Source organism: Pedobacter nyackensis (genome assembly GCF_032678475.1).
Classification (GTDB): Bacteria; Bacteroidota; Bacteroidia; order Sphingobacteriales; family Sphingobacteriaceae; genus Pedobacter; species Pedobacter nyackensis_A.
Genome location: NZ_JAVTSF010000005.1, coordinates 325,985 through 352,551, shown reverse-complemented (window position 1 = coordinate 352,551; position 26,567 = coordinate 325,985). Strand labels below are relative to the sequence as shown.

Below are 26,567 nucleotides of genomic sequence, written 5' to 3'. Positions count from 1 at the left end.
GTTTAAGACGTACATAACTCCTGTTCTTTCTCCATCAATGCAAGTACTTCTGTCCAGCTGTTCACGCGAACATGATGATTTTGATTTGCGTTGTGACCAGCACTAAACATGATCGGCATCCCTTTACAATAGTCGAGGTTTTTGCAATGGTCGTCAATCAGGTAATCGGTATCGATGATGCTTTTGTCTCCACAGAAAATGATGTTTTTCCAGCTGATAAACGGGAAATGTTCAGCCAGCCATTCTCTTTTTTCAAACAGGGAAAGTGGGAATTCCATCGCTGCTGAAACGATGTAAATCTCGTAATCTTCTGCCAGTTTTTTTACAGCTTCTACAGCGCCTTCCATAACGGGTAAGGTTCTGAAGAAACCAGGTGTAAATACATACTTGTGAACTGCCGTTTTATCAGGGAAGGCATCCGATTCGGTAACACCTTTAAATATTTCAGGGCTTAGTTTAACTCCATAGTCCTTTTCGTACAGGTTTAACCAGTGTGTTTCAATGTCGGCCAAAACGCCGTCCATGTCTATTCCAATTGTTCTTTTCATAAATACTATTTTATATTAAATAACAAAGCCCTTGCTGATTAATATGCTTTTTTTTGCTGTTTGTTGCAGTTTAAATTGCATTATAATGAGCTTTGTTGCAACAAATGTACGAATAAATTGCATTATGTTGCAAATTAAATTTATTATATTTGCATTATATTGCAGTTAAGTTATGATTAAAGCAGAAAGACAACAGCTGATTATTTCGCACATCAGTAAAGACCAAAAGGTACTTCTGGGAGATTTGAGTACTTTATTGAATGTGTCTGAAGATACGGTGAGGAGGGACATTAAGGAGCTTTCCGATCAGGGATTATTGAAAGCTGTAAGGGGCGGGGCGATTTTAAACTCGCCGATTCCACTACATTTCAGGGATAGGGAACATTATGATGTAAGCCACAAGAAAATAATTGCGGAGAAGGCTTTGGATTTTATCAAAGACGGACAGGTTGTGCTTTTTGATGCAGGAACGTCAGCGCTAGCGGTTGCAACACATTTGCCTAAAGAGCGACGTATTACTGTGATTACTAATAGTTTTCCAGTTGCTTCGGTGCTGGAGGATCATCCCAATGCTGAGGTGATTTTTATAGGTGGGAGGCTAAATAAAACGGCTTTTTCGACTTTTGGTCATGAGGTGGTTCAGACCTTGAATAACATCAGGCCAGATATCTGTTTTTTAGGGATCTGTAGTATAGATATTAATTTAGGCGTAACGGGTAAAGATTATGAGGATGCACAGGTAAAAAGGAAAATGGTTGAAAATGCGAAACAGGTGATTGCTTTATCTACCCTCGAAAAAATGGGTACAGCCGAGCATTATCATATTTGTGGTATTGAAGCGATTGATATCATTATTACAGATGCTGATCCGCAGCATGAGGAGCTGGCGCGTTTTACTGAGATCGGGATCAAAATGGTTTAGTAAATTCAGGATGGTAAAGTACTGATAAACAAGAGGGGCTGCATCATTGATGCAGCCCCTCTTGTTTAGTTTATAGATGAATTTTTTAACTAAGATGCTATAGTTGCAGTAGTTCTGCTCACCGCGATTTTTTTGATCGCTGTGATAATCGCATTGGTATCATATCCGCAAAGTGCCCATAGTTCCGGTTGTTCACCATGTTCTATAAATTCATCAGGGATTCCTAGTCTGATGACCTGGCTATTGTAATTGTGGTCAGCCATAAATTCAATTACCGCACTTCCCATTCCGCCTTGCAGACAACCATCTTCCACCGTAATTACATGCTTGTAACGTTTGAATACGTCATGCAGCAAAGCTTCATCAATAGGCTTTACAAAGCGCATATCATAATGCGCAGGATGTATGCCTTCGCTATTTAGTTCTTTACAGGCTTCAACAGCAAAATTGCCAACATGGCCAATGGTTAATATAGCCACATCTTCTCCGTCGGAGATTTTTCGGCCTTTCCCTTTTTCGAGTGCTTTAAGCGGGCGTTTCCAATCGGCCATTACTCCATTACCTCTTGGGTAGCGGATAGAGAATGGGCCTGCATTTTCTAATTGTGCAGTATACATCAGGTTGCGCAATTCTTCCTCGTTCATAGGTGCGGCAACCGTCATATTCGGGATGCAGCGCATGTAGGCAAGATCATATGCACCATGGTGTGTTGCGCCATCAGAACCCGCAACACCCGCTCTGTCTAAACAGAATACGACATTGAGGTTTTGTATGGCAACATCATGTATCACCTGGTCGTATGCCCTTTGCATGAAACTGGAATAGATGTTACAGAAAGGTACTAAGCCTTGTGTAGCAAGGCCAGCTGAAAAAGTAACCGCATGCTGTTCTGCAATGCCTACGTCGAATGCGCGGTTTGGCATGGCTTTCATCATGATATTCATGGATGAGCCTGAGGGCATAGCAGGTGTGATGCCTACAATGTTTTTATTGGCCTCAGCAAGTTCTACCAGTGTATGTCCAAAAACATCCTGGTATTTTGGTGGCTGTGGTTTATTGGATACCGATCTTTTGATTTCACCTGTAATTTTATCGAACAAACCTGGCGCATGCCATTTGGTCTGGTCTTTTTCGGCAAGGGCAAAACCTTTACCTTTTAAAGTTACACAGTGTAAAAGTTTAGGTCCGGGAATATCTTTCAGGTCCCTGATTACCTGAACCAGGCGTTGTACGTCATGTCCGTCAACCGGACCGAAATACCTGAAATTCAGTGCTTCAAACAAATTGCTTTGTTTAAGCAAGGTGCCTTTAATGCTTTTCTCTATTTTTTTAACAAACTTATGTGCATTTGGACCAAGCTCAGAAAGCTTGATGAGGACGTTAGAAATATCATCCCTGAAGCGGTTATAAGATTTAGACGTAGTGATGTTCGTCAGGTATTCTTTTAAAGCACCAACATTTGGGTCGATAGACATACAGTTGTCGTTCAGAATTACCAGCAGGTTTGAGTTTTCAATTCCCGCATGGTTTAATCCTTCGAAAGCAAGCCCCGCGGTCATGGCGCCATCGCCAATTACGGCTACGTGCTGACGGTCGGTTTCTCCTTTATAATGAGAAGCGACAGCCATGCCTAATGCTGCCGAAATTGAAGTTGAGGAATGTCCGACACCGAAGGTATCATACTCACTTTCACTGATTTTTGGGAATCCGCTTATGCCATTTATGATACGGTTGGTATGAAATACAGATTTCCTTCCGGTTAGTATTTTATGACCGTAAGCTTGGTGACCAACATCCCATACCAGCTTGTCGTAAGGGGTATTTAAAACGTAATGTAATGCAACCGTTAACTCCACAACACCAAGACTGGACGAGAAATGTCCCCCGTTTACGCTGACCACATCAATGATATGCTGGCGAAGTTCCTGGGCTATTTGCTCTAAATCTTGTTCTTTATACCGCTTTAAATCAGCAGGATAATTTATGTTGGGTAAAAACGGACCGTTAATATCTTCCATGCAGGCTTTATCGAATAGAAAGTACAAAGTAAGCTATTTTGTTATTAAACTAAGAAGGAAAATCGCTAATTTTACAAAAATATACTTCGATAAATGACAAGAGATACTTTAATTTTTGATTTGATTGACAAAGAATTGGACCGTCAAGAGCATGGTCTGGAACTGATTGCTTCTGAAAATTTCGTAAGCAAACAGGTGATGGAGGCTGCAGGGTCATGCTTGACCAACAAATATGCTGAAGGTCTTCCAGGTAAAAGGTATTATGGTGGTTGCCAGGTGGTTGACAAGATTGAGAGTCTGGCAATTGAGCGTGCGAAAGAGCTATTCGGTGCAGAGTGGGTAAACGTACAACCGCATTCCGGTGCACAGGCTAATGCGGCAGTAATGTTGGCAGTGATCCAGCCTGGAGATAAAATTCTTGGCTTCGATCTTTCACATGGTGGGCATTTAACACACGGCTCTCCTGTTAACTTTTCAGGAAAATTGTATCACCCGTTGTTTTATGGGGTAACAAAAGAAGATGGCAGAATTGACTATGCAAAGCTGGAAGAATTAGCTTTAGCAGAACGTCCTAAACTGATCATAGTTGGTGCATCTGCTTATTCAAGAGAATGGGATTATGCATTTGTACGTGGTGTTGCTGATAAAATTGGTGCATTGCTGATGGCAGATATTTCACACCCTGCTGGTTTAATCGCCCGTGGATTATTACAGAACCCGCTACCACATTGCCATATTGTAACTACTACTACCCACAAAACTTTACGTGGTCCTCGTGGCGGTATGATTATGATGGGCAAAGACTTTGAAAATCCTTTCGGATTAAAAACGCCTAAAGGAGAAACAAGGATGATGTCATCTGTTTTAGATATGGCTGTTTTCCCTGGTACACAAGGTGGCCCGTTGGAACATATTATTGCGGCTAAAGCTATTGCATTTGGTGAAGCTTTGAGTGATGAGTACCTGGTTTATGTGAAACAGGTGCAGGCAAATGCGCAGGCAATGGCTGCAGCTTTTGTAGCTAAAGGATATGGTATCATCTCGGGTGGTACGGATAACCATTTGATGTTAATTGATCTGCGTAATAAAAACATCACCGGTAAATTAGCTGAAAGCGCTTTGGAAAAAGCAGAGATCACTGTGAATAAAAACATGGTTCCTTTTGATGATAAGTCTCCATTTGTAACTTCGGGTATCAGAGTAGGTACTGCAGCAATTACAACCAGAGGTTTCAAAGAAACTGAGATGGCAGAGATCGTTGATCTGATTGATCAGGTGCTGACCAATGCAGAAGATGAAAATAATTTAAAAGAAGTAAAAGAAAAAGTGATAAATTTAGTAAGCCGTTTTCCGTTATATAAATAATGGCTAGACTATAAACTAAATGTTTTCAGAAAACCAGAATTCATCAACTAATGAAAGTAAACGTATAAGCGCGTTACATGGTTATAATATTCTTGATACACCTAAGGAATATCAGTTCGATAATATAGCCAAGCTTGCCTCTCTGGTATGTAATGCGCCAATTGCATTAATTGCATTAGTTGATGAAGACAGGGTTTGGTTTAAATCTTCAAGAGGAATAACTTTTAATGAGGTGCCCAGGGGCATCTCATTTTCTGAACAAACCATTCTTAACGATCATCAAGGTGTCTTTGAAGTTTATGATGCCCTCAATGATGATCTCTTAAAACACCATCCTTCTGTAATTAATGAACCTTATGTGAGGTCATATGCCGGTGCGCCATTGGTTGATGAGCAGGGCTTTAAATTAGGCGTTGTCTGTGTATTTGATACCGTCCCCCGATCTTTTACCTATGATCAAAAAGAAGGGCTGGAGACGCTGGCAAGGGAAGTGATGACACACATCTCTCTGAAAAGGAAAAGTGAAGAACTTGCGGCCAATGCACAGAAGTTTGAGGAGCTGCTTAACATCTCGGCTGTATCGCCAGAAATACACTGCATTCTTGATAATCATGGTAATTTGCTGATGGTAAATAAGGCGGTTACTAAAATCCTTGAGTATACTGTTGATGAAGCGGTAGGGTTAAATATCTGGGGTTTTTGTCACAGGGACGATCTGGACCGTGTAGTGACAACTATCGAAGATGGGTTGAGACAAGGAATTAAGGAGTTTTCGATCGATTTTCGTATCGTCAGTAAAATGGGGGTTGTCCGATGGTTAGGCTGGACAATGGTTGCCAAAAATGACAGATGGTATGCTTATGGCAGGGATATTACAGAAGGGAAGAAAGTTGAGCATGAACTGATGAAACTCTCTTTTGTTGCCAGTAAGGTAAATAATGCAATCGTAATCAATGATGCCAATAACCGTGTGACCTGGGTAAATGATGCATTTGAAAAGATAACCGGGTTTAATCTGGATGACCTGAAAGGGAGGCGCTTGGGAGATTTGATTGCAGGACCAAAGACAGATATGGATTTGCTGGATCGTGCAAGGGCACTCACGGAAAAAAACGAATCGTTTACTGTTGATCTGCTTGCCTACAGAAAGGATAAACAGCCGATATGGCTGTCTATATATAATACAGTTGTATTTGATGAAAAGGGCAAGGTGGAAGCCGAGGTGGAGATTATTATCGATATTACGGATAAGAAAAAAGCAGAAGAGGAGTTACATATCTTGTCTCTGGTAGCCAGTAAAACCAATACGGGGGTTAACATTTCAGATCCCGACTGTAATACAACCTGGGTAAACCAATCACTTGAGAAGTTAACAGGTTATACGTTGGCAGAATTACAGGGCTTTAAGCTTGGAGATATTTTCTCTGCAGATACTGACGAGGATCAAAAAGAACTGATCCGTGAATCAAGGAAAAAATCTCAAAACAAAGAGCCTTATTCTATAGAAGTTCAGGCTCGTAAAAAGGATGGCACAATAATCTGGTTGTCGGTAGCTAATACTCCGGTGATTGATGCAAAAGGTAAATTGGAAAGGCAGATCGATCTGATTACCGATATCACACCCCGCAAAGAGGTAGAGCGGGAGATGATGGAAGCGAAGGAGCAAGCTTTGCAACTTAGTAAGGCGAAAGAAATGTTTCTCTCTGTGATGAGTCATGAAATCAGAACTCCGCTAAATGCAATAATAGGTATGACTCATTTGTTGATCGAGAATGATCCGAAGTTGTCGCAGATCGAAGACCTGAATATTCTGAAGTTTTCTGGAGAGAACCTGTTGAATATCATTAACGATATTCTTGACTTTACAAAAATTGAAACCGGGAACCTACGTCTGGAAGCTACACCATTTGGTTTAAAGGCGCTGACTACAGATATAATAACTTCTTTGAGTATTGATGCCATAAAAAAAGGCAATGCACTTGTTTTGCAATATGATGACGCTATTCCAGAGCTGATTTTGGGTGATAAAACAAGACTTTACCAGATTTTGATGAACTTACTGGGGAATGCAATTAAGTTTACTGACCAAGGTAAAATAACCCTTCAGATTCAGCTTATGGGTATTCATCAGGAAAATGTAGAGATTTATTTTGAAGTGCTGGACAATGGAATTGGTATACCGGAGGATAAGTTGAATTACATATTTGAGACGTTTACCCAGGCTAAAGCAGATACCTCAAGAAAATATGGAGGTACAGGTTTAGGGCTCGCAATTACTAAAAAGATATTGCAGTTATGTAACTCTGAGATCATGGTTAACAGTATAGAGGGGGAGGGTACAAGTTTTGCTTTTACCTTGAATTTTGGAAAAGCCAATGCAGTATCTAAGGGAGCAACTGTGGGAACTCCATCTGTTGATTTCTCAGGGAAAAAAATATTGGTTGTAGATGATAATGAAATCAATATAATAATTGCTAAAAGAGTCCTGGGCAAGTTCGGACTGGTTGTGGATACTGCTTCTAATGGTGAAGAAGCAATAGAAAGAGTTTGGCAGAATACTTACGATCTGATTTTTATGGACATTAAAATGCCGGGTATCGATGGTTTTGAAACCACGAAGCTGATGCGGGCAATGCCAGGCATTTATTTGAGTAGCGTTCCTATTATAGCCTTAACCGCATCCACATTAAGTAACGAATATGCTAAGTTTAAGGAATCTGGGATGAATGGCCATATCTTAAAACCTTTTGACCCGGAGGATATCAAAACTGTGCTTTCCAGTTATTTATATCATTAGTTTTTTATCTGTTTATTGCTGTTTGCCTATGATGGTTTCATGAGAGATCAAAGAAACCGTTGTTGAATATGGAAGTGGAATTGTGTTAAAAAGATAAAGGGCCGATATCTCAAGACTGAGTTATCGACCCTTAAATTAACGCTCTCACAACAAAGGTGCGAATTATTTTTGAATTACCAAATATTTTGGAAAGTTTTTTTATTTATTCTGAGAAGGCGACGGTGGCAATGCTGAGTTTGCCGATTTTACCGTCAAATAAGACTGTCCCACAAGCCTCCAGAGTTGCACCTGTAGTCATAACATCATCTACCAGTAAAATGTGTTTCCCGACGATGGTGGTGTGGTTTACAATTGAAAATACATTCAGCATATTTTCAAACCGACTGTATCTGTCTTTTTTAGTCTGAGTCCCGGTACGCTTAGTCCGCAACAGACTGTTTGCATTTATCGGGACATGTAGTACAGCAGCAATGCCTTCAGCAATGCAAAGACTTTGATTATAGCCTCTTTTAATTGTTTTGCTGCGATGTAGCGGAACCGGGATAATCTGATCTATATCGCCGTAGGTAGGGTTCATAAGCAACTTCTCTGCAATCATATTACCTAGTTTTACACCCAGGTCCTTTCTTCCTTTATATTTTAAGCTATGAATGATGTTTTGCGTACGGCTACCTTTCTTAAAGTAAAGCAAAGACATGATGGCATTGCATGGTAAACGTCCCCAAAGTTGGCGTGCAGCAATATTTTCGTTATGTAAATGATGATCAGTGTAGGGTAGCCGATACATACATGATGTACACAATTGCTCCTCGCCATAGTATAAATGTGTGCCACAACCACAACATAAATTGGGGAACAGCAGGCTCAATAGGTCTTCTAAAAAACGTTTTAACAGCATCATGCTGTCAATCTATGTTGTTTTAGGCTTACGTTGGTAAAAAAGTATTTTAATTTTGTTCTTTAACGGCCAGTTGTCCACATGCCGCATCAATATCTTTACCGCGGCTACGTCTGATATTGGTATTTATTCCCTGGCTTTTCAGATAATTGGAAAAAGCATCAATCTTATCGCCTTCGGCATTGATAAAATCTGCGAACTGGATTGGGTTATATTCAATCAGGTTTACTTTGCAGGGGATATGTTTGCAAAACCTGGCCAGTTCCATAGCATCTTCAATTTCATCATTAAAATTGTTGAATACGATGTACTCGTATGTTACCGGGTTCTTGGTTTTGGAAAAGTAATATTTTAAGGATTCGGCAAGTGCTTTTAATGAATTGTGCTCATTAATAGGCATAATCTCATTTCGCTTCTTATCGTTCGCAGCATGTAATGATAGAGCCAGGTTAAATTTAGCGCCATCATCCGCAAGCTTTTTAATCATTTTGGAAATACCCGCTGTAGAAACTGTGATGCGTTTATACGACATGTTTAGTCCATCCGGAGCAGTGATGCGCTCAATAGACTTCATTACGTTGGCATAATTAAGCAGGGGCTCGCCCATACCCATATATACAATATTGGTTAGCGGAGCATTGTAATTTTTCTTTGCCTGCTGATCTATTAAGACAACCTGGTCATAAATCTCATCGGCATTGAGGTTCCGCTTACGATCCATATATCCCGTTGCGCAGAATTTGCAGGTTAAGCTACAGCCAACCTGTGAGCTTACACATGCAGTCATGCGGTCATCCATAGGGATCAGCACTCCTTCTACGATGTTGCCATCATACAAACGGAAAGCATTTTTTATGGTGTGATCGTTACTGAATTGAGAGTTGTTTACGGCTACAACATTAATGGCATAATGTTCGTCGAGCTTATTTCTAAGGTCTTTAGAAAGGTTGCTCATCTCTGTAAATGAGCGTGCCGATTTTTCCCAAAGCCATTGGTAAACCTGTTTTGCCCTATAGGCAGGTTCCTTCATAGCAGCAAAGTGCTCTTGAAGCTGAGAAAGATCTAACGAACGGATATCTATTTTATTTGTTGCAGGCATTTAAATGCAAAGGTACCAAAAATTTGCAAAACAGATTGTAATTGCCGGGTAAAGCTATGTCCGGCTATCTTTTCGGGCTTTTAACTTTGGCACCTGGTGCACCAGGCCTGCCGTTTCCAGGTTTAACAGGTCTTTTGCTTGGTCCTCCTGCTTTAAACCAATCGTTACTGCTTGACGCAGCACTTCTTGATTTCGCTGCGGGAGCTTTACCAAATGATTTACCTTTTCCGCCGGCGGGACGCTCTTCCCTGCTTAAAGAAGCAGGGGCTTTTTTACCAGGTCTTTTTCCTGGAGCTTTAGACGTTGCCCCTCTACTGCCGGATCTTCCAGGAGTAACATTTTCAAGAAAATCTTCTTCGGCTTTTGCCTTAGGTTTTTTATTTGCCCGTTTTGGTGCAGATGCTGTTTCTAAAGCGCTTGATTTCGCAACCAGGTTAAATATGTCAGTTTGTTCTTCAGGGGTAAGCTCACGCCATTCTCCTACAGGGATACCTTTCAGGCTAACGTTCATGATGCGTACGCGCTCAAGTTTTGTTACTTCAAAGCCGAAGTGTTCACACATTCTTCTGATTTGGCGGTTCAGGCCCTGAACAAGTATAATTCTAAATACAAAGGTACTTTCCTGTTGTACTTTACATTTTTTTGTCATTACGCCCAACACTGGAACGCCTTTAGCCATACCAGTTATAAAAGCTTCTGTAATGGGTTTGTTTACGGTAACCACATATTCTTTTTCGTGGTTATTGCCGGCGCGAAGGATTTTATTCACGAGGTCACCATTATTGGTCAGGAATATAAGTCCCTGTGAGTCTTTATCCAAACGACCAATAGGAAATACCCTTTCGCTATGGTTTACATGATCAACAATATTTCCTTTAACACCAGCTTCGGTTGTACTGGTAATACCCACAGGTTTGTTATAGGCAATTAAAACAGAGTTGTCGACCTCTTTTGGTTCAATGGTTTGTCCATTAACCGTGATGATATCGCCGAAAAATACCTTATCGCCTACTTTGGCTTTTTTGCCATTGATAAATACATTTCCTTGCTCAATATATCTGTCGGCCGCTCTTCTTGAGCATAAACCGCTTTCACTTATGTATTTATTTAACCGTGTGGTAGAATCAGACATGGGTATTGGTGTAAAATTATTTACAAAGAAAGCTAAAAATAACCATTCTTTTCGGAGTCTGGCATCTTTTTCTGAAGGGAAAAAGCACCCGAGGCCTCCTCAAAGAAGGTAATTTTTAGGCCAGGCAGGACGCATAGGCTGTTCTAGTGCGTTTAACGCAATATGTTGAACTTGACTTAGTACATTTTTGTCGGCTTTGTCCGGATTTAGAAATCAAAGAAATCATTCAAAAATGATTTCTTTTTTTTATGCGGATACCTTTTGTCGTAGTCCTTGCCATATTCCTTGTATTCATAACGCTTATAATCGTTGTCGTAGTTCTCTTTTTTAGCGTAGTGATTTGCGGAATGTTCAATGATTTTATCCAGTTCTCCGCGATCCAGCCATATACCACGACAAGTTGGGCAATAATCGATTTCCACACCGCTTTTTTCGGTCATTAATAAAGTCTCGTTACAGGAAGGACATTTCATAGTTTCTTATTCTTAAATTAAATACTTGAGCTCAATTGGAACTATATTAACGAAAACAGGAATGCTTTCATATATGCGTAACACAAATGATATGAAAGTGTTTGGAGTTAACCTGATTTGAAATATAAATCAACGGGTTTGAAATAAAATCAACAGGTTTGAAGTAAAAATAGTCATCTGGTTTGTTTTAACTCAAAATAACCTACGGCTCGAAGCAAGGGTTAGCTCCCGGTTTGCTTGATTTTGAAATAAAAATTACCTTCTTCGAGGAGGCCTCAGGCGCTTTTTCCCTTCAGAAAAAGATGCCAGACTCCGAAAAGAACGGTTATTTTTAATAGTTAACAGGTAGTTGCTTCATATATTCATTTAACGCCATATGTGGTGTTTTTCGAAAAGCAAGTTCCATATTTCTAACTTTTACAATTCGGGAAACTCTAAAGTCCCGGTAGTCATTTCGTAAATGGCACCAGGCGATGAGATGCCAGTTGTATGCATAAAATACCAGGCCAATTGCTTCAACTTCGCGTTTACTGCTTTCTTTGTTTTGGTCAAGGTAATCTATTTCGATAATGTATTTGCCGGAAATTGCATTTTGTAAGTCTGCAAGGTGGTCAAATTCCTCATTGCCCCATTCGTGATTCAGTTGAAATTTGATGCTTTCATTGAGTAGTTCCAGTTTTTCTTTTTGGCTGTGTTTTAAAACAGCTTTCACTTTATTTAGTGCGGAGGTATAATTGGTAAAAATAGACTTGTCTGCAAAGCGTGATACCATACGTTCCATGATCAGTAAAGCATTGGCTTCATCAGAAGAAAAAGAAACAGGGGGCAGGAAATACCCCTGTACAATATAATATCCCTTTGGTTGTTCAAAACTAATAGGAACTCCTTGCTCCAGGAGTGCTTTGATATCGCGATAAACCGTTCGTGTACTGATCTGGAACTGATCTGCAATTTTATCTGCTGAAACATGCTTTTTTGTTTGTAGCAGCAAAAGTATTCCAAATAACCGGTCTATTCTGTTCATCTAATTTTGTGACTGGGGTAAAAGCTTCTCTACAAATTTAAACGTTTTTTGAATAATTGTCCTTTTGGATTTTAATTGTTTGCGGTCTTCACATTATTAGGCGGAAAAATCTTTTATTTGCGTATGATTTCTCATATTTCAGCAACTTATATATATCCTATAACAGGTCCGGTTATAAAAAACGGCGTACTTGCGATTGATTCAAAAGGTGTTATTATGGATGTCTATACGGAGGAGGAGGCTAAGGCTAAGCAGATCAGTGATATTAACTATCATAAGGGTTTGTTGGTGCCGGGCTTTGTAAATACGCATTGTCATCTTGAACTGTCCAACCTTAAAGGTCAAATTCCAAAAGGAACGGGCTTGCCTGAGTTTGTAAAGTGGGTAATAAAATCAAGAAGCTCTGACGAATATGAGCTGAATCTTGCGATGTTAAAGGCAGATATTGAAATGCATCAGAATGGGATTGTTGCTGTTGCAGATATTTCTAATCAGCTGATCTCAAAATCTTTAAAGATAAGTTCTCCGGTTTACTATTTTACATTTTTAGAGATTATGGGGTTTAATCCTGCATTAGCTAAAGATGCTATGGAAAGAGCAAAACAATTTAAAGCTGAGCTCGATCCTTTGTCGGTTTCGATTGTGCCTCATGCACCGTATTCTGTTTCGGCTGAATTGTTTGATGAACTTCGTGCGTACGAAGAGTTTCAGGACGGGCCTCTTAGTATTCATAATCAGGAAACGGAAGATGAGAATGCCTTTTTTGAACATAAGACAGGTGAGTTTTTAGAGCTTTTTAAATTCCTGGGACAGGATATAGAATTTTATCAGCCCTCAGGGAAAACTTCGCTTCAAACGTATATACCACTTTTATCGCCCCAGCTTAAAACTTTATTGGTACACAATACATATACCTCAGCTGAAGATGTAGCTTATGCTACAAGCATTCATCCAAATTTGTATTGGTGTTTATGTCCACGCGCTAATATGTACATAGAAAATGCGTTGCCTGACGTAAATATGTTGAGGAAAGCAGATTTAAAAATTACGTTGGGTACGGATAGTTTGGCGAGTAATGACAGTCTTAGTATTTTATCGGAAATGAACCTTTTGCAGGAACGTTTTGATGTCCCTACTGATGAACTGCTGAAATGGGCAATATTTAATGGGGCAGAGTTTTTGGAAATTGAAGAGCGTTACGGCAGTTTTGAACGGGGTAAGCGGCCTGGTATAAACCTTGTTGACTTTACGGAACGTAATGGCAAAGTAATATTGGGAGATAATATAACACGTTTGTTTTAGTGAGAAGCAATAGATTTGTTTGAGCATATGGTGAATAAGATTACGGAACTATTTGGAGTCAGGTATCCTGTTGTGCAGGCTGGAATGGTTTGGTGTAGTGGCTGGAGATTAGCGTCGGCAGTTGCAAATGCGGGAGGTTTGGGTATTATTGGTGCAGGATCAATGTATCCGGAGATTTTGCGGGAACACATCAGGAAATGTAAAATGGCAACCAGCAACCCTTTTGCTGTGAATGTTCCATTACTATATCCAAATGTGCAGGAAGTTATGGATATCATTGTAGAAGAGGGGGTTCGTATTGTATTTACCTCTGCGGGAAACCCAGCGATCTGGACAGGCTTTTTAAAGGATAAAGGACTAACAGTTGTACATGTAATTGCAAACACCAAATTTGCGATAAAGGCTGAAGCTTGTGGAGTAGACGCTATTGTAGCGGAGGGGTTTGAAGCAGGTGGGCATAATGGAAGGGAGGAGACAACAACTATGTGTTTGATTCCAATGGTACGCGACGTTGTAAAAATACCTGTTATTGCTGCTGGTGGGATTGGTAGTGGAGCTGCAATGCTGGCTGCACTGGCTTTGGGTGCTGATGGGGTTCAGGTTGGGTCTGCGTTTGCTGTGGCAGAAGAATCGTCGGCACATCCGAAATTTAAAGACCGTATTTTGCAATCGGCAGAAGGAGACACGAAGTTGAGTATGAAGAAACTGGTACCAGTGCGTTTACTTAAAAATGAATTCGCGGATGTAATTGCGCAGGCGGAATCGAAAGGTGCTGATGCAGATGAGCTTGTGAGAATTTTAGGGCGGGCTCGTGCTAAATTAGGTATGTTTGAGGGCGATATGGAGCAGGGTGAACTGGAGATAGGGCAAGTTTCGGCAATGCTGAAAGAAATAAAGCCAGCGGCAGAAATATTGAAAGAGATATGGAGAACTTTTTTGGAGGAGAAGGAACGTATTGCAGCAATGAGGTTTTAAATTTTTAAGGTACAGATGAAAGTAAGACATATAAAAATTAAAGTTAGCGGGAAAGTACAAGGTGTATCTTTCAGAGCTGTGACAAAAGTTGTTGCCGATCAGATGGGTGTGAGAGGGATGATTAGAAATGAAAAAGACGGTAGCGTTTATATAGAAGCGGAAGGCGACGATACTTTACTGGAAGTTTTTGTGGATTGGTGTAATGAGGGGACTGACCGCGCAAAAGTGGAAAATGTGGAGGTTACGCCGGGAGAGCTTAAGAACTATCAGAATTTTGAAATCATAAAAAAATAGATGTCAGTCTTAAAGAAGTTTGCCGGCGATACAGCTATTTATGGGTTGAGCACCATCCTTTCAAGGATGATCGCGTTTGCTTTAACCCCCATTTACGCAAGAGCGTTGCCGGTTGGTGGAAACGGTATTTTTACTGCTATGTATGGTTATGCAGCTATTATCAATCCGATATTGGCTTTCGGGATGGAAACAACCTTTTTCAGGTACCTCCAGAAAAAGAATGATAATCGGCAACAGGTTTATAACAATGCTTTTGGGGCGGTGATTGCTATTTCTATTGTGTTTTTGTTATTTTCTCTACTTTTTTTAGACAGTATTATTGATTTTATGCAGACCGGGGATGTTAAAGATCATGCAGATTATGCTTTTTATGTAAAGTGTTTTCTGATTATCCTGGTTACTGATGCTTTTTGTGTTATTCCTTTTGCCAAAATTCGTGCAGAAGGGAGGCCAATAAGGTTTGGTACTATAAAGTGCCTGAATATTTTTATCGTTGTTTTTTTTAACGTATTTTTCTTGTTTCTGATCCCTTTGATTATCAGTTACAAACTGCCGGGTGCGGAATGGATGATGGAGTGGTATAGACCCAAATGGGTGGGGTACGTCTTTTTGTCGAATGTAATTGCAAGCATTTGTACCATATTTTTGTTGTTGCCGGAAATCCTGCAGTTGAAGCTAAAGTTTGATCTGGGCATGTTTAAAGAAATGTTAGTCTACAGCTGGCCTGTACTGATCGCCAATATTTCATTTATCATTAATGAAGCTTTAGACAAAGCTATGCTTAAACATATGCTGCCTGAGAGCATTAGTGACCAGGAGGTAGGTATTTATGGTTTGTGTGCGAAGATAGCTTTATTCTTAAGCATCTTTGTTCAAGCCTTTAGGTTAGGCGCAGAGCCTTTTTTTTTCAATCATTCAAAAAATAAAAACGCAGGAGAGACTTATGCTCGTATCATGAATTATTTTGTGATCACTGTAGCAATTATAGCGGTTGCGTTGGTTGCCAATGTAAATATTCTTGCTACTATTATAGTAGGTCCTGAAAACCGTATTATTAATCATCATGTAGTGCCTAATGTTTATTGGTCTGGTCTGGGTGTAGTTCCTCCATTGGTATTTGGTTACCTGAGCCTTGGTATTTATATGAACCTGTCGGTATGGTACAAGTTGTCTGATCAAACCAAATACGGGCTCTACATATCGGGTATTGGTGCGGTGCTGACTATTGTTTTGAACTGGATTTTTATTCCTAAATATAGTTATATGGCATCGGCCTGGACATCATTTATCGCTTATGCAGGCATGATGGTACTGTCATACTTGTGGGGACAGAGGAATTATTCGATCCCTTATAATGTAAAAAAGAATTTAGCTTATATTGTTGCTGCTATTGTGATCGTTTTTATATCATTTAATGTATTCAACAGAAACATATTTATTGGGAATGCATTGCTGATATTGTTTGTTGTAGCTACGTTTTATGCGGAGAAAAAAGAACTGATAACTTTGTTGAAAAAGAATTAAAAGATGAATATAAATATTATTAATAAATCGGCACATGCCTTACCTCAATATGAAACTGCACATGCGGCAGGGATGGATTTACGGGCAGCTATAGAAACAGAAATTACAATTAAACCTTTACAACGTGTTCTTGTTCCAACAGGTTTATATATAGAACTTCCGATAGGTTTTGAAGCACAGATCCGTCCCCGAAGTGGTTTGGCATATAAGCATGGTATTGGTATAGTAAATTCGCCGGGTACTATTGATGCGGACTACCGTGGAGAAATTAAGGTACTGCTGGTTAATTTATCGGACACTGATTTTGTGGTAAAAGATGGAGAGCGAATTGCACAAATGGTAATTGCGAAGCACGAAACTGTTGTGTGGAATGCTGTTGAAGAATTAAATGAGACTGCCCGTGGTGCCGGGGGCTATGGGCATACAGGTAAATAGTATATTACTGTATAAATTATGAAATGTAAAGTGTTTTTACTTGTGTTGTTAGGCTATTCGCCTGGTCTGTTTGCTCAGAAACCTGTGGTTCCGGCAGCTGATACAACTATGATAAAAACACTTTTTTTTGCTGGTTTACGTGATAAGCTGAATGAGGATTATAGTAAGGCAAATGAGACCTTTAATAAGATTGTCTTGCTGGACCCAAAAAATGCTGCCGTGTATTATGAGATTGCGGTTGTAAATTACAGACAGAATAATCTTCTTGATGCTGAAATGGCAATTAGAAAAGCTACTTCACTCGACTCAAATAATAGCTGGTACTGGATGATGATGGCTGAGCTATATAAGCGCAAGGGGGATATGGATGGAATGACGGGAGCCTTGAATCAGCTGATCAGACTTTCGCCGGATAAATCGGATTATTATTTCGATAGGTCTAATGCTTATTTATTGGCGGGTAAAACGGCCGAGGCTATGCGGGGCTATGATGAGCTGGAAAAGAAATTTGGGCCATCTGACGAGTTGGCGCGGGCCAGGCGACGGGTAACTTCGGGCGGACAGTTAAACGCTCCAAACGAAAAAGAAGGCTTGAATGATGATCGGGAAGCTGCGGCTGAATTAACCAGTAGCGAGAAAAAAGTGCAGCTTGCGGAAAACCTATATAAAAAGGGAGACTTGGCGGGAGCACTAGCTCAATTTATGTCGCTGCTGGCAGATGATGATCAGATTTATAAAGCCTGGGAACAGGCCTTGAACATTCAATTGCTTTTAAAACAATATAAAAATGCAATTAAGACAGCCGACGAAGCTTTAACTATCTACCCAAACCAGGCGATTTTATATTATTTTATGGCTTTGGCCCTGCATCAGGAAACTCAAAATGCAGAAGCTTTATTAAATGTTAAAGCGGCCTTGCAGCTAGATCCCGAGAATGGAATTTACCTGGAGCTTTATGGAGATATCCTGTTTTTAGGAGGAGAGAAAGAACAGGCACTGATACAATGGAAAAAGGCGAAGGCTGCAGGAAACAGTTCAGAAAAACTAAATAAAAAGATCAATGAGCGTAAATATTTGGAATAAATTATTTTTAGCAGCTTTACTTTCAACTGCGCTGTTTGCCTGTAAAACCAGGAAGAAGGTTGTAGGGAATCCACCGCCTGTTGTCAACGAATTAAGTAATAAAAAAGCGGAGAATATTAAGCTCTTAAAATCTAAGGATTTAGTTTTTAATACACTTGCGGTTAAAGCTAAAGCGAAAATTGATATAGGTGGGAGTAAGAACAGCGCAACGATGAATATCAGGATGGAGAAAGGTCGCAGGATTTGGGTAAGTATTACTGCATTGGCTGGTATTGAGGTGGCCAGGGCTTTAATTACACCTGATAGTGTTAAGGTGAGGAATAATTTTCAATCTGTGTATCTTAAAAAGCCTTTTAGTTACCTGCATCGTTATGCCAATAAACAGATCAGCTTTGATTGGCTTGAATCTATTCTGTCTGGCAATACAATTGCTGATTTTGTGAATGAAAAAGCCAACATTGAAGAAGCTGATGGACTATGGGTATTGGACGGTGAAAAAGAAAAACTTGCCTATAAAGTGTTTTTTGATGCATTGATGAAAGTAAATCAAAATACGATCAATGATGTGAGTGCGGGGCAAGCTTTAAAAGTTGTTTATGCCGGGCCTTATCAGGACCTTGGAGGTTCTTTATTTCCGAAGGGGGTGACAATAAGTTCGATGGCAGGGACTAGAAACGTAAATATTGAACTGGAGTATTCTGGTGCAGAACGCAATGTTCCACTTGAATTTCCGTTTAGTGTTCCAGGGAAGTATGAAGTAATAAACTGATTTTTTTCATACTTTTGACCCAATGAAGCTAATAAAATTTCTTTTCCTCCTGCTATTTGTACTATCCGCGTCAGTTGTATTTGCCCAAAGCAGCTCGGAACTTAAAAGAAAAAAAGAGGCTATTCAAAGAGAGATCGAATTGTTGCAGCGAAACCTGAACAAGACTGCAAAAAGCAAGAAACTAACATTGGGCGAGATCAATGCATTAAATAAAAAAATTAGTTTGATGCAGGATAAGATCACAGTGATCAATTCCGAGATAAAGAACCTGGACAATCAGATTCATGAAAATACCAATACCGTAATTCATTTGAAAGGTCAGCTGGGTCAGCTGAAAAAGGAATACGGAGCGATGATCCGTTTTGCCCAGCGCAATAAAAATGCCTACGATAAGATGATGTTTATTTTTGCCGCGAAGGATTTTAATCAGGCTTACAAGCGGATTAAATACTTGCAGCAATTTGGTCAGTATAGAAAAAAGCAGGCAGGGTATATACAAGGGACACAAAAAGATCTGAATTATAAAATTGTTATCCTGGACAAGAACCTGAAAGAGAAGAGTAATCTTTTACATGAACAGGAAAATGAAAAGGATAAACTTGGTAAAAATAAAACGCAGCAGTCTGCGGTATTGAATAAATATAGTAAGCAGGAGAAGCAGTTCCGCCAGGATATTGCTACCCGCAAAAAGCAACAGGCCCAACTCGACAGGAGTATTCGTGCTGCCATCGTACGTGAGATTGAACTGGAACGTAAGCGTGCTGAAGAGGCCGCAAGGTTAGCCGCTGCGAAGGCAAAAGCTGCTGCCGATGCTGCTGCTGCAAAAGCAAGGGCAGAAAATAAACCTGCACCTGCAGCTCCGGAACCGGTAGCTAAACCAAAAGCAAACAGTAGTGGCTATTTGGCTGCAACTCCAGAAGCTGCGAAGTTATCTGCCGCGTTTGAAAGTAATCGTGGATCGTTACCATGGCCTGTAGCTTCAGGTTCTATCACAGAAAGTTTCGGAAAACATAAGGAAGGGCAGGCGAGTTATGACAATGCCGGGGTAACCATACAAACAGCAGAAGGAGCTGGTGTAAGAGCTGTGTTTAATGGAAAAGTAAGTAAGGTCGGCAATGCATTGGGCAGGTATTATGTTTTGATTAAACATGGACAGTTCTTTACGGTATATCAGAACCTAAGATCTGTAAGTGTAAGTGCAGGAGATGATGTGAGTACAAAACAAAATATTGGTACCGTGGCTTCAGCGGGAGATATACCTGAATTGCAATTCCAAATTTATAGAGGCGCAGTAGCTCAGAACCCTGCGGCATGGATCGCTAAATAAACTATTGCAATTAATTGTTTATATTTGTTTTAAAGAAGTAAAAAAGAGATTGAGATGTATACAGGCACGTTAGTAGAATTCTTAAATATGGGTGGAGGTGAGATAATGCTTATTCTTGCCGTAGTACTTTTGTTATTTGGAGGTAAAAAATTGCCTGAATTGGCACGTGGACTTGGAAAGGGGTTAAGAGATTTTAAGGATGCTTCGGATGGTGTAAAACGCGAAATCCATAGGAACATTAATGCCGCAGGTATTACTGACGAGATTAATGATTTTAAATCGACACTTAGTGGTGAGGACACTCCAAGGAAACATAATTATGATTATAAACCTGGTGAGAACGCATACAACAATGATAGTTACGATGGTGGATCGGGATATAACGGTGATGAAGCTGCACACTATAATAGTACGGTGGCTGATGATGTTAAAATTGCTGAGGACCGGGCGCGTGCTGATCATGCAAAGAGCGTTGAGAACGTAAATAATAGCGAAGGAGCTGAGTTTACGGATAAGAATGAGAACACAAAAATAGAAACAGATAAACATTAAAACTTTAACTAAAATATCATGTTTGACACAACATTATTAGCTTTTGGACTGGGTGGCGGAGAGATTGCTGTCATTGTAGTAATTGTATTGCTACTTTTTGGCGGTAAAAAAATCCCTGAATTAATGCGTGGCCTGGGAAAAGGAATTAAAGAATTTAAAGATGGTAAGGATGGTGCTGATGATGCTGCCGGACAGAATCCTGGCAATCCTAACAAGCCATTATAGGTTTACGAACCCGATTTTTAATTTAATGAATTCTTGATTTTGAAGAAGTATAACTCCTTAAAAGAGATACAAACTCTTATTGGGCAAAAAGAGCTCAGTTTACCAGAGTTATTAGATCATTATTTTAAGCAAATAGAAAAACATAAACACCTCAATGCGTTTAATGAGGTGTTTTTTTATTCTGCGGATCTTCAGGCTAAGCTTGTACAAGAGAAAATAGATGCCGGGACTGCCGGGAAGCTGGCTGGAATGGTAATTGGTATAAAAGATAATATCTGTTATAAAGATCACCAGGTTACAGCTTCCTCGAAAATGCTGGAAGGTTTTGTTTCTCCCTATTCTGCTACTGTGGTGGAAAGACTGATCAGTGAAGATGCGATAATTATCGGCAGACTGAACTGTGATGAGTTTGCTATGGGGGGATCAAATGAGACATCTTTCTATGGACCGGTTAAAAATGCAGCCGATCATGAAAAAGTTGCCGGTGGGTCTTCAGGTGGTTCGGCGGTTGCTGTACAAGCAGATTTATGTTTGTCGGCGCTAGGTACTGATACCGGTGGTTCTGTAAGGCAGCCCGCTGCATTTTGTGGTTGCATTGGTTTAAAACCAACATACGGTAGAATTTCAAGGTATGGCGTAATTGCTTATGCTTCGTCATTTGATCAGGTAGGAACCATAACCTCATCGGTAAGTGATGCTGCGGTTTTGCTGGAGGTGCTTGCTGGTGCTGACGAATATGACAGTACAGTATCTAAACATATTGTCCCTGATTATTTAAAAGCTTTACAAAATAGTCCGGCTAAAAAGATTGCTGTTTTAAAGGAAACTTTAGAGAGTAAAGCGCTGGATGCCGATATCAAAGAGGCCATATTAAAGGCAATTGAAGGACTTAAAGAACAAGGTCATACGGTAGAATATGTTTCTTTCGATTTACTGGATTATTTAGTTCCGGCTTATTATGTGCTGACAACAGCCGAGGCTTCTTCTAACCTTTCTCGTTACGACGGTGTGCATTATGGACACCGTAATATGGAAGCAGGTAGCTTAAATGAGCTATATAAGTTGTCGAGAGCTGAAGGTTTTGGTGAAGAAGTTAAGCGGCGTATTCTACTTGGTACTTTTGTTTTAAGTGCTGGTTACTACGATGCTTATTATCAGAAAGCCCAGCAGGTGAGAAGATTGATCAGGGAAAAGATGGAAGAAATGCTGAGTACATTTGATGTGGTAATAAGTCCGGTAACACCGACTCCTGCATTTAATATCGGTGAAAATATTGATGATCCCCTGGTTATGTATATGGCAGATATTTTTACCGTCCTGGCTTCTTTAACCGGGATTCCGGCAATTGCAATTCCTTTGGGCAATAATATTGCAGGTTTGCCGTTAAGTATGCAGCTAATGGCGCGACATTTTGGGGAACAGGAACTGTTATCTTTGTCCCAGGCTTTTTTAAATAAAGAAACGTTGAGTTGTTAACAAAACAGGCAAACTAAACCATCACCGCATTTATTGCTGCCTGAAATAGATTTTATTAACCGATAAAAAGGAAATAATACGCCTATGAAGATCATCATATGCTTTGTCTCAGCTTGCTTTTTTGCCTTAACAAGCTTTTCGGCAGCTGCACAACAACAGCAAGAATTAGCAATAACCGATACTACGAGTGTTCCGGTTTTAGATGAAAGACCTACTTTTCACAATCACAATTATCTTTATAAAGCCCGCCTGGATTCTATTCAGCAAATGGTGCCGCTTTCCTATAATGAGTTTGTGCAGGACTACATAGATATATATGCAGGTCGTAAGGATATGATGGGGAAAATGCTTGGTTTATCGGGTTACTATTTTCCGATTTTTGAAAAGGCACTTAAAAGCTATAATATCCCTGAAGAAATTAAATACCTTCCAATTATAGAATCTTCTATGAACCCACATGCAGTATCAAGAGTGGGTGCTACAGGTTTGTGGCAGTTCATGTTTGCTACAGCAAAAGACTATGGATTAAATATGGATAATTTTGTTGATGAACGAAAAGATCCTATCCAAGCCAGTTATGCTGCAGCGGCTTATTTTAGAGATGCATATGAGGAACTAGGTGATTGGTTGCTGTCAATCGCAGCTTATAATTGCGGAATGGGGAATGTGAAGCGTGCAATGGCAAAAGCTGATTCAAGAGATTTCTGGGAAATCAGGCGTTTTCTACCTATGGAAACCCGTAATTACGTTCCCGCGTTTATTGCAGCTGTATATGTGATGAACTATTCAGATAGTCATCAGATCAAAATACAAAAATCTCCTCTTTTAAAAAATACTGATACCATACAGATTACGCGTTTTGTATCGCTACCTTCATTGGCTGAGGCTATGGGTGTTGACGTTGAAGAGTTGTGGAGTTTAAATCCCTCTTACAAGAAGAAAATTGTAAATGGGACCGAACTTGCACCAAAAAGGGTGATCCTGCCAAAAGTAAGCCTGGCTAGCTTTTCGAACGTATATCGCTTGTTGAATGAAGAAGAACTGGATGTTGATAGAAATATCGTATTGGCATCTAATGATGGAAAGGGTAGGCATAAGCCGAAAGCTAAGGCTGTTGCCAGCAAACCAGGTATTACTTACCATAAGGTTAGTGCGGGGCAAAATCTGAGTACCATTGCGAACAAATATAATGTTGAGGTGCAGGACCTGAAGGTATGGAATAACTTAAAAGGGTCGGGGATCGTTCCAGGTCAACGGCTGAAGATATACCCGAATTTTGAGGGAAAGCGTAGTGCCAGCCATACCAGAGGCTAGCATTTTTCTGATTCTGCTACGGTCATAAAATTAAATTATAAGTATTCTTTTTTATTTATGGCTTATCAAAAGAATTGTAACTTTGGCCCCTTACATATAAGATCATTTTATGAGTAAGATTAATAGGAAGCAGGACGCATTAGATTACCACTCGCAAGGCAGACCTGGGAAAATTCAGGTTATACCCACTAAACCAACAAATTCCCAAAGGGATCTGGCACTTGCATATTCACCTGGTGTTGCTGAACCTTGTTTAAAGATAGCCGAGAATACAGAAGACGTTTATAAGTATACAGCCAAAGGTAACCTTGTAGCTGTAATTAGTAATGGTACCGCAGTTTTAGGATTGGGAAATATTGGTCCGGAAGCTGGTAAACCAGTAATGGAAGGTAAAGGTTTGTTGTTTAAAATATTTGCTGATATCGATGTTTTTGACCTTGAACTGGATACCACAAATGTTGATGATTTTGTTAAAATTGTAAAAGCATTGGAGCCTACGTTTGGTGGGGTCAATTTAGAAGATATTAAAGCACCTGAATGTTTTGAAATTGAACGCCGTTTAAAGGAAGAAATGAACATTCCGGTAATGCACGATGACCAGCATGGTACTGCTATTATTTCTGCTGCAGCATTAATAAATGCCTGCGAATTGCAGAAAAAGAAAATGGACAAAGTTAAGATTGTGGTGAACGGTGCTGGTGCTGCAGCTATTTCATGCTCACGTTTGTACGTTTCTTTGGGCGCGAAAAAGGAAAATATTGTGATGTGCGACCGTTCTGGCGTAATCAGGGATAACAGAGAAAATCTGGATGCCATAAAAAGGGAGTTTGCAACCTCGAGAAAACTGGATACACTGGAAGAAGCCATGAAAGATTCTGATGTGTTTATCGGTCTTTCATCTGCAGATTGTGTGTCGGAAGATATGTTAAAATCAATGGCAAAGAACCCTATTGTTTTTGCAATGTCTAACCCTAATCCGGAAATCGCATATGAACTGGCGATTAAATCACGTAAAGATATCATTATGGCTACAGGCCGTTCTGATTATCCTAATCAGGTGAATAACGTTTTGGGTTTCCCTTATATTTTCAGAGGAGCGCTTGACGTAAGAGCTACGGCGATTAACGAGGAGATGAAGATTGCAGCGGTTAGAGCAATTGCTGAACTAGCCAAGAAATCTGTTCCTGAGGCTGTAAATATGGCCTATAATGAGAAAAACATCAAGTTCGGTAAGGAGTATATCATTCCGAAACCAATGGATATGAGGTTGATGACAAATGTGTCGATCGCTGTGGCGAAAGCAGCAATTGAGTCTGGCGTTGCACGTAAGGTTATTACCGATTGGGATGCTTATGAGGAAGAACTGAAACATAGACTAGGTATGGATGATGCCATTATGCGTGCAATTACGAATAAGGCTAAATCTGATCCTAAGCGTGTTGTTTTTGCGGAAGCTGATCATTATAAGATTTTAAAGGCTGCCCAGATTGTTAAAGACGAGAATATTGCTATCCCAATTCTATTGGGTAATAAGGAGGTGATTGAACGGATTATTGAAGAAAGTGCACTTGATTTGGAAGGCGTAACGATCATTGATCCATTTAAGGAGCCTGAGCTGATGCAGAAATACGGACAGTTCTTGTATGAAAAAAGACAGCGCAGAGGACTGACTTTGTTTGACGCAACTAAACTAATGCGCGACCGGAATTACTTTGGGGCTTCAATGGTTGAGTTTGGAGAGGCAGATGCAATGATCTCTGGTTTGACAAGAAATTATGTTTCGACCATTAAACCTGCTTTACAAGTAATTGGTACTGCACCTGGTGTAAACCGTGTTGCGGGAATGTACATGATGATGACCAAGAAAGGCCCTGTATTTTTTGGGGATACGACTGTAAATGTTGACCCAACTGCAGAGGAATTGGTCGATCTGACGTTGTTACTGGAGCGTTCGGTAAGTAAGTTTAATATCCATCCTCGTATTGCTTTATTGTCTTATTCAAACTTTGGTTCTAACGAAGGTGTGGTTCCTGAGAAAGTGAGAAAGGCAGTAAAAATATTACATGAGCAACACCCACATATTGTTGTTGATGGAGAAATGCAGGGGAATTTTGCCATGAACAACGAGTTATTGAAAGGTAATTTCCCTTTTAGCAGATTGGTTGACGGGCCTGCAAACACCTTGATATTCCCTAATCTGGAGTCCGGCAACATTGCTTACAAATTATTACAGGAATTAGGGGAAGCTGAAGCAATAGGTCCGATTTTGTTGGGACTAAATAAGCCTGTTCATATTGTTCAACTCGGAAGTTCGGTGAGAGAGATTGTAAATATGGTTACCTTAGCTGTTTTGGATGTTCAAGGTAAAGAGGACGAAGCAAATGCGAAAAAAGGTGGAATATTAAAAAGAATAGTTAAAAAATAAGATATGTTCGAGTATATTGATGGGAAACTAGCGTTTAAATGCCCTACTTATATTGTTGTGGAGGCCGGTGGCGTTGGCTATCATTTAAATATATCTTTAAATACTTATAGCAGCCTGGCAAATACCGAAAGGTGTAAAGTTTATACCTGGCTGCACGTAAAAGAAGATGCGCATACCCTTTATGGCTTTGCCGATGAAGGGGAGCGCAGGCTTTTTTTACATTTGATTTCGGTATCCGGGATAGGGCCGAATACAGGAAGGATGATGTTATCGTCCATCACACCTGTGGAAATTCAAACTGCCATTGTAAATGCTGACCTGGCCCTGATCCAAAGAATTAAAGGAATAGGAGCTAAGTCTGCGCAGCGACTGGTACTTGAATTACAAGACAAACTAAAAAAAGAAGGTTCAGGGTCGTTAATCTCCGCTCCTTTAAACAATACAGTAAGAGAAGAGGCAATTTCGGCATTAATGATGCTCGGTTTTGCCAAGCTCGCTTCTGAAAAAGCAATAGACAATGCGGTGAAAGTTGGTGGACAGGAATTGTCTGTTGAACAAATGATAAAAATAGCATTGAAGAATTTATAAAA

24 protein-coding genes are annotated in these 26,567 nt (G+C 40.0%); 17 read left to right on the top strand and 7 right to left on the bottom strand.

The features are described 5' to 3' along the window. Positions 1-2 precede the first annotated feature (2 nt). Positions 3-548 carry a 5' nucleotidase, NT5C type gene (locus tag R2Q84_RS17800; RefSeq protein WP_316817931.1) on the bottom strand — a complete coding sequence of 182 codons (546 nt, stop codon included), beginning with the start codon at positions 546-548 and terminating at the stop codon, positions 3-5. Between the two features lie 172 nt (positions 549-720). Between R2Q84_RS17800 and R2Q84_RS17795 the strand changes: the two genes are divergently transcribed. Continuing rightward, positions 721-1,470 (top strand): DeoR/GlpR family DNA-binding transcription regulator, encoded by a 750-nt coding sequence (locus tag R2Q84_RS17795; RefSeq protein WP_316817930.1) that lies wholly within the window; start codon positions 721-723, stop codon positions 1,468-1,470. A gap of 89 nt (positions 1,471-1,559) precedes the next feature. On the opposite strand, the gene dxs is transcribed toward R2Q84_RS17795, so the two are convergent. Beyond that, positions 1,560-3,488, bottom strand: coding sequence for a 1-deoxy-D-xylulose-5-phosphate synthase (gene dxs, locus R2Q84_RS17790; protein ID WP_316817929.1), 1,929 nt, complete (start codon positions 3,486-3,488; stop codon positions 1,560-1,562). A 93-nt stretch (positions 3,489-3,581) separates the two neighbouring features. On the opposite strand from dxs, the gene glyA reads away from it, so the two are divergent. After that, positions 3,582-4,853, top strand: coding sequence for a serine hydroxymethyltransferase (gene glyA / locus R2Q84_RS17785; protein ID WP_316817928.1), 1,272 nt, complete (start codon positions 3,582-3,584; stop codon positions 4,851-4,853). Positions 4,854-4,872: 19 nt separating this feature from the next. Then, on the top strand, positions 4,873-7,650 hold the full coding sequence (locus R2Q84_RS17780; protein ID WP_316817927.1) for a PAS domain S-box protein: 2,778 nt from the start codon (positions 4,873-4,875) through the stop codon (positions 7,648-7,650). Between the two features lie 202 nt (positions 7,651-7,852). Here the strand turns inward: R2Q84_RS17780 and R2Q84_RS17775 are convergent, their stop codons facing one another. From R2Q84_RS17775 to R2Q84_RS17755, 5 genes are all read right to left on the bottom strand, one after another. After that, positions 7,853-8,551 (bottom strand): phosphoribosyltransferase family protein, encoded by a 699-nt coding sequence (locus tag R2Q84_RS17775; protein ID WP_316817926.1) that lies wholly within the window; start codon positions 8,549-8,551, stop codon positions 7,853-7,855. A gap of 46 nt (positions 8,552-8,597) precedes the next feature. After that, positions 8,598-9,647, bottom strand: a complete 1,050-nt coding sequence (gene rlmN, locus R2Q84_RS17770) for a 23S rRNA (adenine(2503)-C(2))-methyltransferase RlmN (protein WP_316817925.1) — start codon at positions 9,645-9,647, stop codon at positions 8,598-8,600. Positions 9,648-9,711: 64 nt separating this feature from the next. Next, a complete protein-coding gene (gene rluF / locus R2Q84_RS17765) occupies positions 9,712-10,779 on the bottom strand; it encodes a 23S rRNA pseudouridine(2604) synthase RluF (protein WP_316817924.1) in 1,068 nt (355 codons plus the stop codon). A gap of 206 nt (positions 10,780-10,985) precedes the next feature. Further along, positions 10,986-11,252 carry a zf-TFIIB domain-containing protein gene (locus R2Q84_RS17760; protein WP_316817923.1) on the bottom strand — a complete coding sequence of 89 codons (267 nt, stop codon included), beginning with the start codon at positions 11,250-11,252 and terminating at the stop codon, positions 10,986-10,988. Between the two features lie 331 nt (positions 11,253-11,583). Beyond that, positions 11,584-12,276, bottom strand: coding sequence for a YafY family protein (locus tag R2Q84_RS17755; RefSeq protein ID WP_316817922.1), 693 nt, complete (start codon positions 12,274-12,276; stop codon positions 11,584-11,586). A gap of 123 nt (positions 12,277-12,399) precedes the next feature. Here R2Q84_RS17755 and R2Q84_RS17750 point away from each other — a divergent pair, with 123 nt between their 5' ends. From R2Q84_RS17750 to ruvA, 14 genes are all read left to right on the top strand, one after another. Next, the gene (locus R2Q84_RS17750; RefSeq protein ID WP_316817921.1) at positions 12,400-13,578 is read left to right on the top strand and encodes an amidohydrolase family protein; all 1,179 of its coding nucleotides are present in this window, start codon (positions 12,400-12,402) and stop codon (positions 13,576-13,578) included. Positions 13,579-13,605: 27 nt separating this feature from the next. Continuing rightward, complete coding sequence (locus R2Q84_RS17745; protein WP_316817920.1) at positions 13,606-14,553, top strand: nitronate monooxygenase; 948 nt, start codon at positions 13,606-13,608, stop codon at positions 14,551-14,553. A gap of 15 nt (positions 14,554-14,568) precedes the next feature. After that, positions 14,569-14,847: an acylphosphatase gene (locus R2Q84_RS17740; RefSeq protein WP_316817919.1), complete on the top strand. Its 279-nt coding sequence runs from the start codon at positions 14,569-14,571 to the stop codon at positions 14,845-14,847. Then, positions 14,848-16,371, top strand: coding sequence for an oligosaccharide flippase family protein (locus R2Q84_RS17735; protein WP_316817918.1), 1,524 nt, complete (start codon positions 14,848-14,850; stop codon positions 16,369-16,371). A 3-nt stretch (positions 16,372-16,374) separates the two neighbouring features. Then, positions 16,375-16,806, top strand: coding sequence for a dUTP diphosphatase (gene dut, locus R2Q84_RS17730; protein ID WP_316817917.1), 432 nt, complete (start codon positions 16,375-16,377; stop codon positions 16,804-16,806). Between the two features lie 18 nt (positions 16,807-16,824). Continuing rightward, positions 16,825-17,889 carry a tetratricopeptide repeat protein gene (locus tag R2Q84_RS17725; protein WP_316817916.1) on the top strand — a complete coding sequence of 355 codons (1,065 nt, stop codon included), beginning with the start codon at positions 16,825-16,827 and terminating at the stop codon, positions 17,887-17,889. After that, on the top strand, positions 17,867-18,658 hold the full coding sequence (locus R2Q84_RS17720) for a DUF4292 domain-containing protein (protein WP_316817915.1): 792 nt from the start codon (positions 17,867-17,869) through the stop codon (positions 18,656-18,658). Before R2Q84_RS17725 ends, R2Q84_RS17720 begins: the two co-directional genes overlap by 23 nt. A 22-nt stretch (positions 18,659-18,680) precedes the next feature. Continuing rightward, positions 18,681-19,985 (top strand): murein hydrolase activator EnvC family protein, encoded by a 1,305-nt coding sequence (locus R2Q84_RS17715; protein ID WP_316817914.1) that lies wholly within the window; start codon positions 18,681-18,683, stop codon positions 19,983-19,985. A 54-nt stretch (positions 19,986-20,039) separates the two neighbouring features. Beyond that, positions 20,040-20,537: a twin-arginine translocase TatA/TatE family subunit gene (locus tag R2Q84_RS17710; protein WP_316817913.1), complete on the top strand. Its 498-nt coding sequence runs from the start codon at positions 20,040-20,042 to the stop codon at positions 20,535-20,537. Positions 20,538-20,555: 18 nt separating this feature from the next. After that, positions 20,556-20,762, top strand: a complete 207-nt coding sequence (locus R2Q84_RS17705) for a twin-arginine translocase TatA/TatE family subunit (RefSeq protein WP_316817912.1) — start codon at positions 20,556-20,558, stop codon at positions 20,760-20,762. A gap of 39 nt (positions 20,763-20,801) precedes the next feature. After that, positions 20,802-22,238 carry an Asp-tRNA(Asn)/Glu-tRNA(Gln) amidotransferase subunit GatA gene (gatA, locus tag R2Q84_RS17700; RefSeq protein ID WP_316817911.1) on the top strand — a complete coding sequence of 479 codons (1,437 nt, stop codon included), beginning with the start codon at positions 20,802-20,804 and terminating at the stop codon, positions 22,236-22,238. Between the two features lie 84 nt (positions 22,239-22,322). Next, positions 22,323-23,552 (top strand): lytic transglycosylase domain-containing protein, encoded by a 1,230-nt coding sequence (locus tag R2Q84_RS17695; protein ID WP_316817910.1) that lies wholly within the window; start codon positions 22,323-22,325, stop codon positions 23,550-23,552. A 109-nt stretch (positions 23,553-23,661) separates the two neighbouring features. Further along, positions 23,662-25,977, top strand: a complete 2,316-nt coding sequence (locus R2Q84_RS17690) for an NADP-dependent malic enzyme (protein WP_316817909.1) — start codon at positions 23,662-23,664, stop codon at positions 25,975-25,977. A gap of 3 nt (positions 25,978-25,980) precedes the next feature. Then, entirely contained in the window at positions 25,981-26,565 is a 585-nt protein-coding gene (ruvA, locus tag R2Q84_RS17685) for a Holliday junction branch migration protein RuvA (protein WP_316817908.1), read from the top strand. Positions 26,566-26,567: the final 2 nt, after the last annotated feature.

Coding starts and splice junctions, on each gene's coding strand:
- R2Q84_RS17755 (WP_316817922.1), bottom strand. CDS start 12,276: ATGAACAGAATAGACCGGTTATTTGGAATACTTTTGCTGCTACAAACA.
- R2Q84_RS17695 (WP_316817910.1), top strand. CDS start 22,323: ATGAAGATCATCATATGCTTTGTCTCAGCTTGCTTTTTTGCCTTAACA.
- R2Q84_RS17780 (WP_316817927.1), top strand. CDS start 4,873: ATGTTTTCAGAAAACCAGAATTCATCAACTAATGAAAGTAAACGTATA.
- R2Q84_RS17735 (WP_316817918.1), top strand. CDS start 14,848: ATGTCAGTCTTAAAGAAGTTTGCCGGCGATACAGCTATTTATGGGTTG.
- R2Q84_RS17740 (WP_316817919.1), top strand. CDS start 14,569: ATGAAAGTAAGACATATAAAAATTAAAGTTAGCGGGAAAGTACAAGGT.
- ruvA (WP_316817908.1), top strand. CDS start 25,981: ATGTTCGAGTATATTGATGGGAAACTAGCGTTTAAATGCCCTACTTAT.
- glyA (WP_316817928.1), top strand. CDS start 3,582: ATGACAAGAGATACTTTAATTTTTGATTTGATTGACAAAGAATTGGAC.
- R2Q84_RS17705 (WP_316817912.1), top strand. CDS start 20,556: ATGTTTGACACAACATTATTAGCTTTTGGACTGGGTGGCGGAGAGATT.
- R2Q84_RS17710 (WP_316817913.1), top strand. CDS start 20,040: ATGTATACAGGCACGTTAGTAGAATTCTTAAATATGGGTGGAGGTGAG.
- R2Q84_RS17775 (WP_316817926.1), bottom strand. CDS start 8,551: ATGATGCTGTTAAAACGTTTTTTAGAAGACCTATTGAGCCTGCTGTTC.
- R2Q84_RS17750 (WP_316817921.1), top strand. CDS start 12,400: ATGATTTCTCATATTTCAGCAACTTATATATATCCTATAACAGGTCCG.
- R2Q84_RS17720 (WP_316817915.1), top strand. CDS start 17,867: ATGAGCGTAAATATTTGGAATAAATTATTTTTAGCAGCTTTACTTTCA.
- rluF (WP_316817924.1), bottom strand. CDS start 10,779: ATGTCTGATTCTACCACACGGTTAAATAAATACATAAGTGAAAGCGGT.
- R2Q84_RS17715 (WP_316817914.1), top strand. CDS start 18,681: ATGAAGCTAATAAAATTTCTTTTCCTCCTGCTATTTGTACTATCCGCG.
- R2Q84_RS17760 (WP_316817923.1), bottom strand. CDS start 11,252: ATGAAATGTCCTTCCTGTAACGAGACTTTATTAATGACCGAAAAAAGC.
- R2Q84_RS17725 (WP_316817916.1), top strand. CDS start 16,825: ATGAAATGTAAAGTGTTTTTACTTGTGTTGTTAGGCTATTCGCCTGGT.
- rlmN (WP_316817925.1), bottom strand. CDS start 9,647: ATGCCTGCAACAAATAAAATAGATATCCGTTCGTTAGATCTTTCTCAG.
- dxs (WP_316817929.1), bottom strand. CDS start 3,488: ATGGAAGATATTAACGGTCCGTTTTTACCCAACATAAATTATCCTGCT.
- R2Q84_RS17800 (WP_316817931.1), bottom strand. CDS start 548: ATGAAAAGAACAATTGGAATAGACATGGACGGCGTTTTGGCCGACATT.
- R2Q84_RS17745 (WP_316817920.1), top strand. CDS start 13,606: ATGGTGAATAAGATTACGGAACTATTTGGAGTCAGGTATCCTGTTGTG.
- dut (WP_316817917.1), top strand. CDS start 16,375: ATGAATATAAATATTATTAATAAATCGGCACATGCCTTACCTCAATAT.
- R2Q84_RS17795 (WP_316817930.1), top strand. CDS start 721: ATGATTAAAGCAGAAAGACAACAGCTGATTATTTCGCACATCAGTAAA.
- R2Q84_RS17690 (WP_316817909.1), top strand. CDS start 23,662: ATGAGTAAGATTAATAGGAAGCAGGACGCATTAGATTACCACTCGCAA.